Annotated in this window: 6 protein-coding genes and 2 pseudogenes; 4 read left to right on the top strand and 4 right to left on the bottom strand. The window is 65.0% G+C overall.

Features of this window, described 5'->3' with window-relative positions; translation table 11 throughout:
- Positions 1–51 precede the first annotated feature (51 nt).
- Positions 52–1,455, top strand: a complete 1,404-nt coding sequence (gene lpdA / locus H9641_RS09625) for a dihydrolipoyl dehydrogenase (protein ID WP_068707924.1) — start codon at positions 52–54, stop codon at positions 1,453–1,455.
- An 808-nt stretch (positions 1,456–2,263) separates the two neighbouring features.
- On the top strand, positions 2,264–3,667 hold the full coding sequence (locus H9641_RS09620; RefSeq protein ID WP_191803176.1) for an AAA family ATPase: 1,404 nt from the start codon (positions 2,264–2,266) through the stop codon (positions 3,665–3,667).
- 1,158 nt (positions 3,668–4,825) lie between these two features.
- On the opposite strand, the pseudogene H9641_RS09615 reads toward H9641_RS09620, so the two are convergent.
- The 4 genes and pseudogenes from H9641_RS09615 to H9641_RS09600 all read right to left on the bottom strand — a co-directional run bounded on the left by H9641_RS09615 (position 4,826) and on the right by H9641_RS09600 (position 10,565).
- Positions 4,826–5,633: pseudogene (locus tag H9641_RS09615) on the bottom strand (transposase family protein).
- Positions 5,634–6,221: 588 nt separating this feature from the next.
- Positions 6,222–7,022: pseudogene (locus H9641_RS09610) on the bottom strand (nucleotidyl transferase AbiEii/AbiGii toxin family protein).
- Positions 7,023–7,123: 101 nt separating this feature from the next.
- Positions 7,124–7,699: a type IV toxin-antitoxin system AbiEi family antitoxin domain-containing protein gene (locus H9641_RS09605; protein WP_225220239.1), complete on the bottom strand. Its 576-nt coding sequence runs from the start codon at positions 7,697–7,699 to the stop codon at positions 7,124–7,126.
- 640 nt (positions 7,700–8,339) lie between these two features.
- On the bottom strand, positions 8,340–10,565 hold the full coding sequence (locus H9641_RS09600) for a 3'-5' exonuclease (RefSeq protein WP_191803172.1): 2,226 nt from the start codon (positions 10,563–10,565) through the stop codon (positions 8,340–8,342).
- Between the two features lie 168 nt (positions 10,566–10,733).
- Between H9641_RS09600 and drmD the strand changes: the two genes are divergently transcribed.
- Positions 10,734–13,922 (top strand): DISARM system SNF2-like helicase DrmD, encoded by a 3,189-nt coding sequence (drmD, locus tag H9641_RS09595; RefSeq protein ID WP_225220238.1) that lies wholly within the window; start codon positions 10,734–10,736, stop codon positions 13,920–13,922.
- Complete coding sequence (locus tag H9641_RS09590; protein WP_191803170.1) at positions 13,919–17,998, top strand: Eco57I restriction-modification methylase domain-containing protein; 4,080 nt, start codon at positions 13,919–13,921, stop codon at positions 17,996–17,998. The genes drmD and H9641_RS09590 overlap by 4 nt, the downstream gene beginning before the upstream one ends.
- Positions 17,999–18,009: the final 11 nt, after the last annotated feature.

The raw sequence follows: 18,009 nt of genomic DNA, 5'->3' as shown, positions 1-18,009 counted from the left end.
GTGACGCGATCGGTCGCACCGCCGTCGGGCAGACGATCTAGGCTGGTCCACATGGCTAACCACTACGACGTCGTCGTCCTCGGCGCGGGCCCCGGCGGCTACGTCGCCGCCATCCGCGCGGCCCAGCTCGGCCAGTCCGTCGCGATCATCGAGGAGAAGTACTGGGGCGGTGTGTGCCTCAACGTCGGGTGCATCCCCTCCAAGGCGCTCCTGCGCAACGCGGAGCTCGCCCACCTGTTCACGCACCAGGCCGACTTCTTCGGCATGACGGGTGACGTGTCGTTCGACTTCGGCAAGGCGTTCGACCGCAGCCGCGACGTCGCCGACGGCCGCGTCAAGGGCGTGCACTTCCTCATGAAGAAGAACAAGATCACCGAGTACGACGGGCGCGGCACGTTCCGCGACGCGAACACGATCGACGTCGCGCTGTCGTCCGGCCAGACCGAGACCGTGACGTTCGCGAACGTGATCATCGCCACGGGCTCGAAGGTCCGTCTGCTGCCGGGCGTCGAGCTGAGCGAGAACGTCGTCACGTACGAGAAGCAGATCCTGACGCGTGAGTTGCCGCGCTCGATCGCGATCGTCGGGGCGGGCGCGATCGGCATGGAGTTCGCGTACGTGCTGAAGAACTACGGCGTCGACGTGACGATCATCGAGTTCCTCGACCGTGCGCTGCCGAACGAGGACATCGAGGTCTCCAAGGAGATCGCCAAGCAGTACAAGAAGCTCGGCGTGAACATCCTGACGTCGACCGCGGTGCAGACCGTGGTGGATGGCGGCTCGTCGGTGACCGTCTCCTACAAGGGCGTCAAGGACGACAAGCCCGGCTCGATCGAGGTCGACAAGGTCCTCATGGCCGTGGGCTTCGCGCCCAACGTCGAGGGCTTCGGGCTCGAGAACACGGGCGTCGCGCTGACCGACCGCGGCGCGATCGCGATCGACGACGTCATGCGCACCAACGTGCCCCACATCTACGCGATCGGTGACGTCACCGCGAAGCTCATGCTCGCGCACGTCGCCGAGGCGCAGGGAGTCGTCGCGTCCGAGACCATCGGCGGCGCCGAGACCATGACGCTCGGCGACTACCGCATGATGCCGCGCGCGACGTTCTGCCAGCCGCAGATCGCCAGCTTCGGCCTCACCGAGCAGCAGGCCCGCGACGAGGGCTACGACGTCAAGGTCTCCAAGTTCCCCTTCACCGCCAACGGCAAGGCACACGGCCTGGGCGAGCCCACGGGCTTCGTCAAGCTCGTCGCCGATGCCCGCTACGGCGAGCTCCTCGGCGGCCACCTGATCGGCCCGGACGCTTCCGAGCTGCTGCCCGAGCTCACGCTCGCGCAGAAGTGGGACCTCACGGCGTCGGAGCTGGGGCGCAACGTGCACACGCACCCGACGCTGTCGGAGGCCGTGCAGGAGGCCATTCATGGACTCGCGGGGCACATGATCAACTTCTGAGACCAGGGACAAAACGGACAGGTTTGACCGTCCTGCTGAAAGGCCCTGATCTGCGGCATAGCCGCAGGTCAGGGCCTCTATCCGTGCCTCGATCGTGATGGACAGTAGCCACCCGAACCCGACGGCAGCGGCGAGGTATTCCATGTGGGTGTCTGGGATGGGCTGGAGACGTTGCAGTTGTGGCAGTGGCGTGCGCAGGTCGAAGCGGGCGAGCGGCCCGGTGGGACGTCCGCGGACACGGGGGAGATCAAGCGGTTGCAGTTGGAGAGCGCCGATGCAACGTCGCCGGGCGCTGCTTTGCATGGCCAAGTAGTGGCGCGCCCTAGCGACCGGCTACGGGAAGCTCTCCATCGCCGATCACGCCGCCGTCAGCCTCTCAGCCTGCATCACGTGGACCCGCGTGTCGAAGACATGCCCAGTCAGGTAGGCGGGTCGCATCTACGCTGCCAGCCGCGAACGCAACGGCTCGCACCAACATGGCGAGGTAGGGCGCTGTGGAGAGGCGCGCTCACGCATGGGGTCAACGCTCTGGCTCTACGTCCCATCACGGCCCAGCGTGCCCTCAATCGGAAGACTCGCCCGCAGAGAAGCGCCAATCGCCCGCGAGCGATGCGACAATCGAGCAAGCATCTGCCCGCCGGATCGGACATTCGCGATGTTCCGATTAACTCGGACGTGAAAGAGTAGGATGAGAGTAAACATTCAGAGGTCACAGTGGGCTCATAGCACCCGGTCGGGACACTCGCGCCTACACATCTCACTCTTAGACGACAACTGGGACGACTTCGGATTCAAGACTCTGTACGGCGTGGAAATCTCCGCCCCAGACCTCAATCCCATTGACCTCGGTGGCGTAAAGATCATGAAACTAGGACAAGAATCGGGACGCACAGAAATCCCCCTAGCGCCGCTTGAGCGACTTTCTGGCGAGTACGTTTCGCTTGGTCAAGATATCGAGTACTACGAGAAGCTCGGCACGCTCCCGAAGGCGATGCGCGATGCGTACCTTGAAGCCATGAACGACGCAATCGCCAGTTCTGAAACTAGAGAGCGGGCAGAACAGTACACAGCATGGGAGATATCGCTCTTGCGGTTTGGCGAAGCTCAACATGTGCTTGAGACCGCAGTAGAGTTCATCGGTGGTGGTTCCGCCCGTGCCCGTCAGCGCGCGAGCTTTTCGTACGTAGATCCCTCAAGCGGCTCAGAGGTGCAGTTCAACTTCGACGACACTGGGCCGGTACCCGGACGCTGTAATGCCCTGATCGGATACAATGGCGCAGGGAAAACCCGCCTGCTTGCCGAAATTGCTAGGCTGGTTAGCAAAGTCGGTGCTAATAGCCAGTTGACCAAGGGGTCACCCCATCTAACTGGGGAAGACCGTACATTCGCGGCCGTTGTCGCGGTCTCGTATAGCGCATTCGATACGTTCAAACTCCCTGAGATTGACTCGCTTCAAGGCTCAACGGACGACAAGCGGGGAAAGACCGAGTTCTTCGGGTATACTTACTGCGGTCTGCGCCGAATTGTCGGTGCACAAAGTTTGGAACCTGAGCTGAAAAGCATTAGTGAGATTGACCGCGAATTTTTGCGGGCGCTAGAATTCACTCTGAACTCCAAAGGTGCAAACGTCGTGCGACGTGCCCTGCAAATCATTGGAGCCGAGCCCTCGTTTGGTCGAATCGGGATCCGACCAGATGAATGGGTAGACGATCCCTCTGAAGCGGCAACAAGCATTAGGGAACTGAGTACTGGCCATAAGATCGTCCTAAACATCGTGGTGCAGCTCGCCGCTCACCTCAGGAAACGTTCATTAGTCCTTCTTGACGAGCCCGAAAGCCACCTCCATCCACCCCTTCTGGCTGCGCTTCTGAAGGCGAGTCAGTATCTGCTTGAGGAGTTTGACTCTTTTGGATTGATCGCAACGCACAGCCCTGTTGTGCTCCAGGAGGTCCCAGCGTCGTCAGTTCGCGTCCTGAATCGCATCGGCAGTAGAACCACAGTTCAGACTCCGACGATCGAGACATTCGGATCGAACATCGGTGAGATCACAAGACATGTATTTTCTCTCGATAGCAGCTCTACCGACTATCAAGGCGTTCTACGAGAACTTGCCCAGAGTAGGTCCGAGGCTGACCTTGAGCAGATATTTCCGATGGGTCTGAGTGCGCAAGCGCACGCCTTGTTTCTTCGATTCTCGAACAGGGGTGGTTGAGATCATCTTCCTTTACCCGCCTGAACAACCGGCTATGGAGCTATACGATCGCGTCCATAGTTCCAGCACCGCTGAAGATACGCTTACCCGCATGCGTCTTTTACGGCCTGTGGTTTCGGAACGGTGCGAATCTTACTCACTTGAACTGGTTGACGGCGCCCACCCAACAGTCGCTTGGGACGACTCGGACGCCAGTCTTCTCCAGAAGTCTTACAAAGTAATCCGGAGCGGGAGACTCAGATCTGAAGGGTCGGCAATCCTCTCACTTAGCCTCAGGTGCTGCCTTTGTGGCCATCGGGATACATCGCAACTTGACCACTTCCTACCAAAGTCAATATACCCAGAGTACTCGGTCCTTCCAATAAACCTAGTGCCCTGTTGCAGCGTGTGCAATAACCTCAAGGGTGACAAGACCTCGGATGCTCTAGGGCCTCTCTTTGTGCACCCCTACTCCGTGTTCTCCAGTTCTACTGTGCAGTTCTTGCATGCGGCCTTGAGTTTCGAGCCGCATTTCAGTATTGAGTACTCCGTGCAGTCATCTAGTTCGCTCCCCGAGAGTCTTGCTTCAGGGCTGCGTCGACAGTTTGCGTTCCTTCGACTGGGCGAGCTATACGAAACGCAGGCGATTGAGGAGGTCGCCGAGCAAGCTGGTGGGCTCCAAGAACTGCACGGGATAGGCGGTGCCTCGCGAGTTGCTGACCATTTGGCCCGCGCTTCACGTAGTACTCGTGCACGCCTGGGGGTCAATCACTGGAAGCCAGTCGCCCTGGCGGTGCTAGCTGGGAGTCTGGAGTTTTGTGATGGCGGATTTCGAGAGTTTTTCGTTGAATAGCAACGGTGTGGGCATGTTGGCAGTAAGAAGCGAGTTGCCAAATTGTGCTGATCCGGCAGGGAATCGTTCGGTTTCGGGAGGCCTGTCTCAGGCGAACCCGCCGGATCGATTGTCTTCCTGCTCGTTCGTGAGATGGCCGCGACCGGAACTCGGAAGTGCGGGTGCCGGTCGCGGTGGCGTGCCGGGTCCTGGGCTTGTCGAACCAAGGGTACTGACTGCAGCACACCCCGACCTCGTCAGCGCAGTCGTCAACACTCAGGAAGCGACGCGGGGGTGGGGGACTCAGGTGGCAAGCAGGCAAAGTGGTGTTCTCACCAGCGGTGGTGTCACCTGCTTCCTCGTTGAAGGTGGAGTAGGACGAGGGCTGCGGCGGTGATCTCGGTGATGCGGGCGGGGTCGAGGGTGATCAGGCGTAGGGCTCGCCAGGTGTTCTTGATCAGGGCGTTGCCGCGTTCGGCGACGGCGCGCAGGCTGGTGAGGAGCTTGTTGCGGGTGACGTCGTCGACGTGCGCGTCGGCCCTCAGGCGGTGGGGGTGCCCGGTCCCGATCCCTGCGCCTTGATAGCCCTTGTCGGTCAGGGTCACGATGCCGGCCGCGGCAGCCGGGTAGAGAGCGGGCAGGACGTGGGTGCGGGCTGCGGTGATGTCGTGGGTCGAGCCCGGGCACACGGGCGAGACCCACACGGGGTACCCGGTCGGCTCGCACACGACCTGGACGTTCCCGCCGTGGCGGTGGTGCTTGCCCGAGTACCACGAGTCGGCGCCGGTCGGGTTGCGGGGCCCGTGCAGCTGGGCGATCGGGACCAGGGGTGCCGTCCAGGCACACGAACGGCCAGTCCTCTTGTTTCGCGATGGCGAGGACCTCGTGCAGGCTCGGGGCGTGGGCCGCGATCACGTCGATGGCCTCGTGCAGGTACCGGTAGCCGGTCGCGAGCGAGATCCCTGCGTCGATCGCGAGCTGTCGTATCCGTGTGGCGTCCTTGAACCAGCGCAGCACCAAGATCGCCTGCGTGCGGGCGGTCGCGACCCGTTGCTTGGGGCGCACGTCGTGGGCGCGGCGGTGGGCGCCGATCCACCGGGTGACGACCCTCAGGGTGTGAGCGGGCACGTCGAGGCTGGCACGATAGGTGATCAAACGGGACCCCAGGATGTCGCGGTTGTGTGTTTGGCGACTTACATCCTGACGCCCGGGGTCCGCCCACCAAGCCTCCCGGACACCGAACCTGCTGGTCAGCGCGCCATCACACCGTCAGCCCTGGTGAGAACACGTCAAAGATCCCAGTCAAACCAACCCGCCACCGATACTCTCCTCGGGTAGAGAGAGCCCTACGGAGGGCGTCAAGGTTACCCAAGCAGGCACCGCCCTCAAGGCGATTCGGCGACTCGCGCTGCCACAAAGGGTACACCGGGGGCGCACCAAGAAACATCGATATCGGGACCTCGGAATTGTAGCGATCTTGGGTTGTCAAACCCTAGTGGATCAACTTCTGATCACCGTGACAAGGTCGACTCATCGACTCATCGACTCATCGACTCATCGACTCATCGAGTCGGCGTGCGCGCAGGGGTTCCTCGACAGCAAAGCTGGTGCTGTCGAGGATTTCCTACGCGGCGGCCAGCGTCCGTTGGTCAAGATGCTGAGCGAGATCGCCGTGTGGGCGAAGCGACAGGTAGACGGTTCCCACGGGGCGGGTCTTTTCGGGGTCCGGAGTCTGTGAACCGGCTATCGCGGTTCGTACCAGATGGACTTGGTGGGGTCCCACGTGAGGCCAGCGGCCTGGCCGGTCAGCACGGGGTCGGCGAACGCGATGACGTCGTCGAGCACGGGTGCGATGTCGGCCGGCAGGTGAAGTGATCCCGAGCCGCGCAGCCAACGGGGCCACCGCGTCTGGGCGAGCGGAGCGAACCCGTCGAGCACGTCGGCCAGCGGGTTCAGCGTCGCCTTGCGGTGGTGTGCAACCTCGTCGATAGCGCGGATGACATCGTCCGCGTTGACAGCGTGGTTCCTGGACAGGCTCCATACGTCACCGAAGTCGCGCCATCGAGTGTTGGCCAGGCCGCGTTGGACGGCGTTGACGACCTTCTCGGCGTAGACCATATGGATCGGTTAGCCGCGCAGGGTGATCGGCTCACCGCCACGCAGGCGTGGGACGGCGATGTCTGACGGCGCGGGCCAGATCGGGTCGCCGACGTTCACGTCCACGTGGAAGGGAAGGCGGGCCGTGGCCAAGCGTGCGTCGACGTGCACGCGCACGCCCTGGTACTCATCGTCCTCGCGGATCGCCTCCGCTCGCGCTGTCTCCGGTAGGAACTCGATCCCGTCGTCCTGCGGGAGCGCGGTCGCGGCGACGTCGGCCACGAGTGCCCTGACGGTGTCGACATCGTTGGCGGTCTCGAGCGCCGCGAGGTCGATGTCCTTGGTGGGGCGGCGTGCTCCGAAGGCGGCGAGCAGCACGCCACCTTTGAGGACGAAGTGGTTGCGCTCGGAGCTCGCGGCCAGTCGCGCAAGGAAACCCTCGAGCACGTACAACTGGTGCAGCTCCTGGGTAGGCCGCTTGGAGCGGCGCGCTTGATTCTGCAGATCCAGGTAGGCATCCCCTGCGGGCGTGCCGTGCGTCGGGCGGATCACAGCAGGATCTCCATGGTCTGTCGCAGAGGGGTCAGGGTGCGGGGAAAGTCGCGGGCCACGCGCAGCAGTTCCGACGGCCGGCCGCCGGACCGCAGCCACCGTTTCAGGGACTCGTTGGCGAGCTCGGGGCCCTCGATGTTTCGCATCCGGAACGCGTCGATGATGCTGCGCTCCGCCGAGTACAGGCCGATGGTCGATTCGTCCCCGATGTCTAGCAGGCCCCTACCGATGGGGAATGTCTTGGTATCGAAGTGTCGCCAGCGCACCGGCGCCTCGGTGTGCGGGGTCCATGCCCCGCGAGGTATCGCGATGTCGATCTCGGCGGGGATGTCGTCGATGAGGTCGTGGCGGGCCAAGGCCGACCGCAAGCAGAGTGTTGCGTCGGGGGAGCGGGAGGCAAGATCGATGAGATCGTCGTCGCCCGCGAGGCCGCGCTTGCGGTACAGGCCGCGGGCGATCGCGATGATCTCCCCCTCGTCGATGAGCTTCCGGAACTGCCGTTCGTTGAGACACTCCCGGGCTTGCGAGTAGCGGAACGTCGGAGGCAGGGCGGCCAGCAGGTCCGCGGACACGACGACCACCTCCGTAGGGAAACCTATACACCAGTGCTCCAACTGTAAAGGATTTCCTCCAGCAAGTCGAGACCCGACGGGGTGCGCCATTGCGCGAGCGGTCTTGACGCCGATGGCGATGTACAGGGCGTTCGGAGACCACCACCGGGAGCCTCAGTCACCGGAGGAAGCGCTGATGGACTCATGAGCCAGCTCGTGGACGCGGGAGCAAAGCATGGATCACTTGTAGCTCTACTGTCCGGAGGGCTTCTGCCAGCGCTGGCGAGCGCTCGCGAGCGGCGTCGAGGAGCGAAAGGTCTAGCTGGCTGGCGTTGTGAGCGGCGGAATCACTCTTGTTGCGGGCACACGTCGGAGGTCGTCTTCGGTCGTGTGCCGACCAGTTCGTGCATGGGGCCAGCCAAGGGAGTGCTCCCGTCCGTGGCCGCGGAAGGTGCCAAGATCATGCTCGCCGTTCTCGTGGTGCTCGCCTGACGCGTTGACGCTGGTTTATCAGTCTCACCATCAAGGTTCAGAGCGACAACGAGCAGGGGAAGCGGGTGATCGAGTAGCAGATGGCCAAGTGGAGATGCATGTCTGCCAACCCGAGCAGGTCTGGAACGTCGGCATCCGACATCAGCCCTCCGGATGGCAACGAGTGGTGTCAGACGGCGAGCGGGAGCAGTTCGCTCGGCTCGCCGTCCCACAGGACGACGAGCTCGTCGCGAGCCCGAGTCGTCGCGACGTAGAGCAGTGACCGCTCCCGCTGCACGGCGTCGTTCCGTTCGGGTTCGGGCAGATCGTCCACGTGAGCGGGCAGCGCCTCGGCCGTCACACCGAAGAGCAAGACGTGGCGGAACTCCATGCCCTTGGAGCGGTGCATTGTCATGACGGACACCGCCCCCTTGGAGGGCGTGTCGCGCGGTCCGATATAGGTGGCGGTCACTCCGCGATCGGCCAGCTCGGGGAGCAGGTAGGTGCCTTCGTTGCCTCCACGCACGAGAACGGCGAGAGATTCGGGCGTCGCGCCGTCGTTGATCCAACTCAGGAGAGTCAGCGCCGCCGTCGCGTAGGCGCCGTCCAGCGACGACGCTCCTTCGGTGCGCGGTGCCAGGCCAACCCGGGCGGATCGCGCACCGTCGTCCTGCGTCGGCTCGCCGTCGAAGTCGATGAGCTCTTCACCGGCGAGGATGCTGCTCGCAAAGCGGAGGGTCTGGGCGGTGGTGCGGTAGTTGAGCGTGAGACGCCGGGAACGTCCGCGGATCAGGATTCCGTACCTGCTGAGGACCACGAGGGGGGCGTAAATGCGCTGCTGAGCATCCTCGGCGAGGAGGAGGTCGCCTGGCCCGTCGGCAACGAGGGCCCGCAGCAGGATGAGACGCGACGGTGACAGGTCCTGCGCCTCGTCGACGAGGACGTGGTCGACGGGCCGACCGATGGTCGGTGCGGCCTGATCGAGAGCGATGGCGGCGATCATCGACTTCTCGTCGTAGTCCGTGGTGCGGGACTGGATGCCGGCCTCGCGGTAGGCGTCGATGACATCCCACACCAGGCTGCGGCGCTCGCGGTCGAGGGGGACCCGCCGTCCCGCTCGCGGGGCGGCGAGGTACTCGTCGCGGGTGGTGATGCGGTGGGGGACGACGACGGTGCCGTACTCGGCGGCGAAGAAGCCCGGCGTCCGAAGGGACTCCGGCAGCTCGTGGCCTGCATGGGAGAGCGCACGTCTCCACGCGTCACCGGTGGTCGCCTGGACGACGGTACTCCTGGCGGTGCCGAGGACGAGGCCGGCCGCGTCGGTGATGGGCAGGCCGTGGGCGGCGCCCTGCGTGACGAGCCGCCAAGCGATGGCGTCGACTGTGCCGACGAAGATGCCGACATCGCCGGGGTATTTGGCGAGGTGGGTCTGTGGATCGAGGAACAGCAGACTGTCCCTCAGCGAGCTGGCAAGCGTCTTGTTGTACGTGGTGAGAACGATCCGTGCTTGTGGGTTCTCGCGCTGGAGGTGTCGGGCGCGGTGCAGCAGGACGACCGTCTTGCCGGTTCCGGCGCCACCGGAGAGGCGGAACGAGCCGCTACGCTCCCCGTAGGCATAGGCCCGCTGCTCAGGGTGGAGGAAGGTGCGCCAGCGACCAAAGTCGGGGTCTTCGAGTGCGGCGCGCAGTTCCGCATCGTCGGTGACGAGGGCAAAGTCCATCCGGGACGCGGGTCGATCCAGCGCGGCGAGCACGACGGAGTCGGAATCAGGATCGCCCTGCACCTTCTCGAGGCCGTAGCGGGCCTTGATCTCGTGGAGCGGTACGCCGTCGGCGAGCTCGAGGAGGACGTTCTGCTGCCAGCGAGCGGGCGCGTCGTCGGTGAGAGCGACGAGCTCGAGCTCGTCGGTCTGCAGGATGGCGTCCGAGGCGAGGGTGTCGTCGATGCCGAGCTCGAGGAGATCGTGGACGGAGTACCCCCGTGCTCGTAGTACAGGCTCGGGCAGGGTAGGTGTCGGGAACGGAGGCGGAGCGACGTATTCGGGCTGTGTGAACCGTGGGACGTTCTCGAGGATCGTCGGCGGCGCAGCAGCTTCGACGAGCTCGAGCACGTTGGCCTGGGGGTTGACGGTGAGTTTGAGCCGCTTAGCCTTCTCGTAGGCCTCGTCGTGCTGAAACGTGCCGAAGTAGACATAGGTGGCGCTGGGGCCGTCGCCGACCTTGGCGAGTAGGGCCCGCCAGAACTTGGTGACCCGGCCGGTGTACAAGCGGTGATCAGCGCCGCCGACTACCGGCTCGATGTGCAGGCCAGGTGAGGTGTCGTCTCGTCCGAGCTTCTGCAGGAATGTCAGGACGGCGCCGGCGACGCTTCCGTCGACTCCACCTGACTTGTCGGGACCGATCGAGACCTGCGGCATGTCCGCGAGGATAGCGACTCGCACGTGAGGTCTCGATTGTGCGTCGACCTGTACCGGGTGAAATCCTTCCGGAGGGCACGTGAGTGATCAACCCTGTCAGTGGGTGCGCCTACCATCGTCCACAGTCTCATTCCGGATGGACTTGTCCACAATTGAGAGGTTGCGAGCTTGACCAGCACAGCCATCGACCCCACCGCTGCGGAAGTTCGGCCGGCAGGACCGCTGGTCCCGGAGCCGGGACAGGTGGTTACTGTGCGCGGGTCGACGTGGGCCATCACGGACATCCGACGACAAGGCCTGCCGCGCAGCCCTGCCGATGAGGGACGTCCCGGCCTCAATCATGTGGTCAGCCTCCAGTCACTGGACGAGGACCGCCGCGGCGAGGAGTTGGCGGTCGTCTGGGAACTGGAGATTGGCCACTCGGTCGCCCCGGATCGCGGCCTGCCGGAGCAGATCGGCGGTTTTGACGACCCCAACACCCTTGCCGCCTACGTGGACGCCGTGCGATGGGGCGCGATCACGTCGGCCGACGCGGGGGAGTTCCAGGCACCCTTCCGCTCGGGCGCGAACGTCGAGGCCTACCAGCTCGAGCCACTCCGCCGAGCTCTTCAGGCACCCCGCACGAACCTGCTGCTCGCTGACGACGTCGGCCTCGGTAAGACGATCGAGGCCGGCCTGGTGGTCCAGGAGCTGCTGCTCCGGCACCGCGCCCGCAGCGTCATCATTGTGTGCCCGCCGAGCCTCGCGCTGAAGTGGCAGGACGAGATGCGGGAGAAGTTCGGTCTTGAGTTCGAGATCGTGAACTCCGATCTCATGGCGCGCGTGCGGCGCTCGCACGGCCTCAACGCGAACCCCTTCCGCCTGTTCCCGCGCGTCATCGTGTCGATGGCGTGGCTGCCTGGCGTTCGCGCCCAGCGGCTCTTCCGGGAGGCAACCAGCGGGGTCGGCGCGGTCAACAGCGCCAAACGGTACGCCTTCGACGTGCTCGTGGTCGACGAGGCCCACCACGTGGCGCCGTCGAGCCCGTCCACCATCGGCAAGGCCCGCGGCTACGCGGTGGACTCTCAGCGCACCACCGCCGTCCGTGACCTGGCCCGCCTGTGCGAGCATCGACTCTTCCTCTCTGCAACGCCGCACAACGGGCACAGCGAGTCGTTCACGGCGCTGCTCGAGATGATCGACAACCGCCGGTTCAGCCGCGGCGCGACGGTGGATGACACGGCGCTCAAGGAGGTTACGGTCCGCCGCCTCAAGGGCGACATCGTGGCGAAGAACTTCAAGCCGCGCGAGATCTCGACCATCCCGTTCGAACCCGCCCAGGACGAGCAGCAGATGTTCGACCTGCTCGACGGCCTGCTGACAAAGTCGGCTCGGGCGAACGGCATGAAGGCTTCTGGTGACATCGTCGCGATGCTCCTCAAGAAGCGCTTCCTGTCGAGCCCGTACGCCTTCGGCACGACGCTCGCCAACTACCGCGCGGCGCAGTTCAGTGCAGGCTCGGACCTCGAGGAGGACGACTACTACGCCGAGGTGCTCGGCTCGGAGGCGTCCGACGAGGAGGAGGGCGCTCTCGAGCACCCGGAGTTCACGACGCTGCGCCGGGAGCGCACCTCCACCCACGACCCCCTGGTCTCGGCGACCACGGAGGAGATCGACTGCCTCGTCACGTGGGGCACCGGGTATCGCCCCAAGGCGGACTCGCGCCTCAAGGCGCTCATCGATTGGCTGACGGCGATTTGCCGCCCGAGTGGGGAGTGGTCCAACGAGCGGGTCGTCATCTTCACCGAGTACGCGGACACCCTCGACTGGATCGTGGAGAACCTGCGCCAGCGCGGCTACGACGAGTCCCGCCTGGCCACGATCCAGGGTTCGACGGACACCGAGACCCGCGAGGTTACGCGCGCCCGCTTCAACGCGGACCCGTCGAAGGAGCCGCTGCGTGTGCTCGTCGCCACGGACGCGGCCGGCGAGGGCATCGACCTCCAGGCGCACTGCCACCGCCTGGTGAACTTCGACGTGCCGTTCAACCCGTCTCGCCTCGAGCAACGGATCGGGCGTATCGACCGGTACGGGCAGACGCAGAACCCGCAGGTGGTGCAGTTCGTGCCGGAGTCGACGTCGTCGACGTTCGGCGCGGACATGCACTTCATGGAGTACATCGCCCGCAAGGTCGCCAACGTGCATGGCGACCTCGGCTCGGTGAACCCGGTGATCGACGCCGAGATCCAGAACAAGTTCGGCCACATCGACAAGACACCCCGACGGCGCCCCACGACCGAGGCGGAGGCTGTCACGTCGGTCATGGCGGGCTCGGCCGAGCTCAACCGTTCGCTCACGCGCCTCGAGGAGCAGTACGAGAACATCAAGGAGCGGATGCACCTCACGCCGGACAACGCCCGGCGCGTCGTGGATACCGCGCTGCGATTGACGGACCAGCCGACCCTCGAAGTGTCAGGCCATCAGGACACCGACGCGGCCGTCTACACCGTGCCGAACCTCGGCCAGGCCTGGCAGCCCGCGCTCCGCGGCCTCAACACGCGCCTGGACGCAAGGCTGCGCCCCATCACGTTCGACGGCGCCGCCGCGACGGAGGTGCCGAACAACGAGGTCGTCTACGTGCACCTCGGGCACGCCCTCATGCAGAAGGCCAGCCGCATCCTGCGGTCCAGCCTGTTCAGCGCGGATTCCGCAGTACACCGCGCGACGGCCGTGGTGGTGCCCGACCTCGAGCAGTCCTGCGTCGCGGCCGTCGCCCGTCTCGTGCTGGTCGGTCGTGGCGGCCTGCGCCTCCACGAAGAGGTCTTTCTCGCCGGTATCCGCATCAAGGGCCGCGCCCTCGCCGAGTCCAAGGCCGAGAACCTCGTGGAACAGACCCTCGACCGCACCGACCTCGAGCTGGCGCCGGACGCCGTCCGGGCGGCGCTCGCGGACGACTGGAACGCGAGCGCGGGGGAGCGAGGTCTACGGGAGCGTCTTGACGACGCCATGCGGAAGGCCGCCGAACGCAAGCAGCAGGCGGTCGCTGAGTCGCTGGTCAAGCGCAAGGACGCCGACGTCGACAGGGCGCGGGAGATCTACGCCGCGTTCCGTCGTAACCTGCGTGACTCCCTCGAGGCCCTGCGCCGGGAGCGGGAGGACGCCGACGGCACGCTGTTTGGTCTCCTGCCCGAGCAGGAGCGCCAGTTCCAGCGGGACATGCGCGCCATGGAGGACCGCCTCGACACCCTCGACGACGAGGAGAAGCGCGAGCTGGACTCCATCCGTGCCCGCTACGCCGACGTCCAGCCGTACGTCTCGGCCGCAGCCGTCGTCTTCGCCCTGACCCCCGCCGACGCCCAGCCCGGAGCCCTCGCATGATCCGCCGTACCTCTGACGTGACCGAGCGCCACCGCTCCTGGCTCGAGCTCGTGGACCGGGACGGCCCGTTCGTCGCGATCCCGGCGCTGAAGCGCGTGTGGCCGCAGGGCATCGGCGCGCTGAGCGACCCGGCAATGATGGCGCTTCGGGACGCGAAGCCGGACTTCGACCGGGCGTGGGACAAGTGGACGACGGCGGTCGGGGCTGCGGGGCAGGACCCGGCCGCGCTCGACGACGCTGATGCGGCGTACCGGGGGGCGCGCGACAAGTGGGTCTCGACCGTCCTCCAGGACGTCGCCGGCTGGGGCTCCCATCTCACGTGGGACACCGCCACCCTGCCCGGTGGCAGACCGACGGCGAAGTCGCCGAACCACGATGTCACGGTGACGGCGACGGGTGCCCTGGTCCGCAACGGGGTGGTCGGCGCCCTGGTGCTGGCCGTGGACCCGGTCACCTCGCTGCGCCAGCCCGGCGTCGATGGATGGTCTGCTGGGCCGATCGACCGGATGGACGCCCTGCTGCGCGCATCGCAGGTGTCGATCGGCATCGTGACGGACGGCCGGTGGTGGGCGCTGGTTTCGGCGCAGGACGGCGTGATGACGGCGTCCGGTGTGGTGGACGCCCAGACGTGGATCGAGGAGCGGGACACCCGGGACGCCTTCTTCGAGCTGATCGCGCCGAAGCGGTTCTTCGGTGGTGCTGAGGTGGATCGCCTGCCCGCACTCTTCCAGGAGTCGGTGACGGCCGCCGAGGAGATCACCGTCGCGCTGGGCACGCAGGTGCGCCGCGCGGTGGAACTGCTGGTCACCGCCTTCTCGGAGTCCGCTCTGGATGCCCGCGCTGCCGGCCGCCCTGACCCCCTCCCGGCGAACAAGGGTGAGGTGTACGAGGGTGCCGTGACTGCCATGATGCGGGTGGTGTTCCTCCTGTTCGCGGAGGAGCGCTCGATGATGCCGCAGACGCCGCTCTTCACGGAGGCATACGGCATCAGTGACGAGCTGGATGCCCTTGACCAGCGGGACCGCGACGAGTCCTCCGAGGCGCTGGACGCCACCCACCACACCTGGCACCGGCTGCTCGCCACCTCCCATGCCCTCTACACCGGCGTGAACACCGAGGACATGCGCCTGCCCTCGTACGGCGGGTCGCTCTTCGACCCGAAGCGCTTCCCATTCCTCACGGCGCTGGACGAGCGCGGTGCCCTCGCCGTCACCGTGAGCGACCGCGTGATGCTCGAGGTGCTGCGTTCGGTGCAGTACGCGACCGTGAGCAGGGAGTACCGCCGCATCTCGTTCCGCGACATCGACGTGGAGCAGATCGGCTACATCTATGAGGGTCTCCTGGGTTACACCGCGGTCGAGGTCGATGAGGTCACGCTCGGGCTCGTCGGTGCCGAGGGTGAAGAGCCCGAGGCGCCGCTGAGCGTGCTGGACGACCTCTGGGAGCACCACGGCGACGACGTAGCCGCCGTCGCCGCGCTGCGGGACTGGATCAAAGCCGAGCAGTCGGGCGCGACCGCCAAGTCGGCGGCTCAGCTCAAGAAGCTGTTGGCCGAGTCTGACGCCGAGGTGCTCGCCGAGCGGGACCGTGCATTGCTCTCGATCACCCGCGACGAGGACCTGCTCGACCAACTTCGCCCGTACGCGGGCATCATCCGCCGCGACCTGCGGAACCGGCCGGTGGTCATCCAGCCCGGTGGCCTCGCCGTCGCGGAGACGCCGTCGCGCGCGAACGCCGGCGCCCACTACACGCCGAAGTCCCTGGCGCAGGAGGTCGTGCTCCACGCCCTCGAGCCGCTGGTGTACCAGCCGGGTCCGCATCAGACGGCGGACCGAGACCAGTGGAAGCCGATCGCCTCCTACGAGATCCTCGATCTCAAGATCGCCGACATCGCCTGCGGCTCCGGGGCGTTCCTCGTGGCCGCCGCCGAGTACCTCGCTGGGAAGTACATCGAGGCGCTGCACCGCGAGGGTGACCACACCAAGTCGGGCCGTGACCTCGAGATCTACGCCCGACGTCAGGTGGTGGCGAACTGCCTCTACGGCGCAGACATCAACGGCATGGCTGTCGAGATGTGCAAGCTCTCGCTCTGGCTCGTGTCACTCGACCCCAACCAGCCGTTCAGCTTCGTGGACGACAAGATCCTGCACGGCAACTCGCTGCTGGGCATCACCGATCTTGACCAGCTCGAGGCACTGCACATCGACCCGAAGCGCTCGAAGACCTTCACCGGAGAGAGCGGTCGGGCCAAGGCATACTCCTCGGGCGCGCTCTTCGGCGCAGGCTCGGAGGCGACCGGCGTCGAGATGCTCGATGTGCGCGGCGTGATCCGGCGTGCGATCGACCTGCGCAAGCGGCTCGCCACGCCAGTCGACGAGAACGATCCTCAGCGCAACACGAACGCCAAGAACCGGCTGTGGCGCGACTATCAGAAGCTCGTCGAGCAGCTCTCGACCGTGGCCGATGGTGTGATCGCCGCTGGCCTGCGGCTCGGCGGCAAGCCTGGAAAGCAGCTCGACGAGGCGTACGACAACCTCCGCATCGCGGTCGACCGCGCGTTCACCCATGGCACGGCTGACTCGATGATGCTCGACGGGATTATCGAGAGTGGGCTGACCCCAGAGGTCGAGACCGACTATCAGCGCTGGAAGCCGCTGCACTGGGCTGTCGTGGTACCGGACGTGATAGCGCGTGGCGGTTTCGATGCCGTTATTGGAAATCCTCCATTCCTCGGAGGGCAAAAGTTGACCGGAGCCATGGGCGTCGATATTCGCGATTGGTTCGTGAATGTTCTGGCCGGTATGCGGCGCGGAAGTGCGGATCTTGTAGCGTACTTCTTCCTGCGCGCGCAAGAACTTCTTTCGCCGCATGGGTACATTGGGCTAATTGCGACTAACACTATTGCCCAAGGTGATACTCGTCAGGTAGGACTCGACCACATGACGGCGTCCGGTCTCACAATCACGCGTGCTATACAGTCCGCCGCGTGGCCCGCGGAAAGTGCAAATCTAGAATTCGCTGCGGTCTGGGGAACGCGCGCGGGCGATCGTGGCCAGGGTGCTTGGATCGGGGGGCGTCGGGTGCGGTCCATTAATTCACTGCTTGAGCCGGCGGGTAGGATAAATGGGAACCCGCTTCGTCTCGCCGAGAACCAAGGAGGGTCCTTCATTGGCAACTATGTCCTGGGTGCAGGGTTTTTGCTCAGTCCGCAAGAGGCGAACGAGTGGATAGGCGCTGACCCTTCAAATAGAGACGTTCTCATGCCCTACCTTAACGGGGAGGACCTGAACCAGCGACCGGACTCTTCTGGGCGGCGCTGGGTGATCGATTTCGGCAATCGAAGCGAGGATGAGTCTCGTCGATACAAGCTGCCATTCGAGCGGGTTCTAGAACAAGTCTACCCGGAGCGAATGAGGAACAATCGGAAGACCTATCGAGACTACTGGTGGCAGTTCGCGGAGAAGCGTCCAAAATTGCGGAATCGCATCGCTGGATTGAGCGAAGTGCTGGCTGTGACAATCGTTAGCAAGTCGCTGATGCCGATGCGTGTCACGACGGGTCAGTGTCTAAGCAATATGCTCACTATTATCGTCGATTCATCGTTCTCCACGCAGGCTGTTCTTTCCAGTAGTTCTCACCAGGCGTGGGTTATTCGATACGGCTCTGCCATGCGGAGTGATCCTCGTTACACGCCGTCCGACGTCTTCGAGACATTTCCGCGTCCCGAGCCAACGGAACGATTGGCCGAGATTGGCAAGACTCTCGACACCGAGCGTCGCTACATCATGATGGAGCAGGACCTGGGCCTGACCAAGCTCTATAACCGGATCAACGACCCGGAGATCGCAGACGCTGACGACGCTGACGTTGCGCGACTGCGCAAGATTCACGTCGAGCTCGACGAGGCTGTGATGGCTGCCTACGGGTGGGGCGACGTCCCACTCGACCACGGGTTCCACACCTACCGGCAGATAACCCGCTGGACCGTCAGCCCCCCGGCTCGCGTCGAGATCATCGACCGCTTGCTCGAGGAGAACCACCGCCGTGCTGCCCTCGAGGCGGAGCAGGTTAAGTGAAGAGCGGAGCA

It is taken from the genome of Oerskovia merdavium, from assembly GCF_014836755.1.
GTDB lineage: Bacteria > Actinomycetota > Actinomycetes > Actinomycetales > Cellulomonadaceae > Oerskovia > Oerskovia merdavium.
Note: the sequence above shows the minus strand (reverse complement) of the source record. Positions and strands in the feature narration are given on the sequence as shown.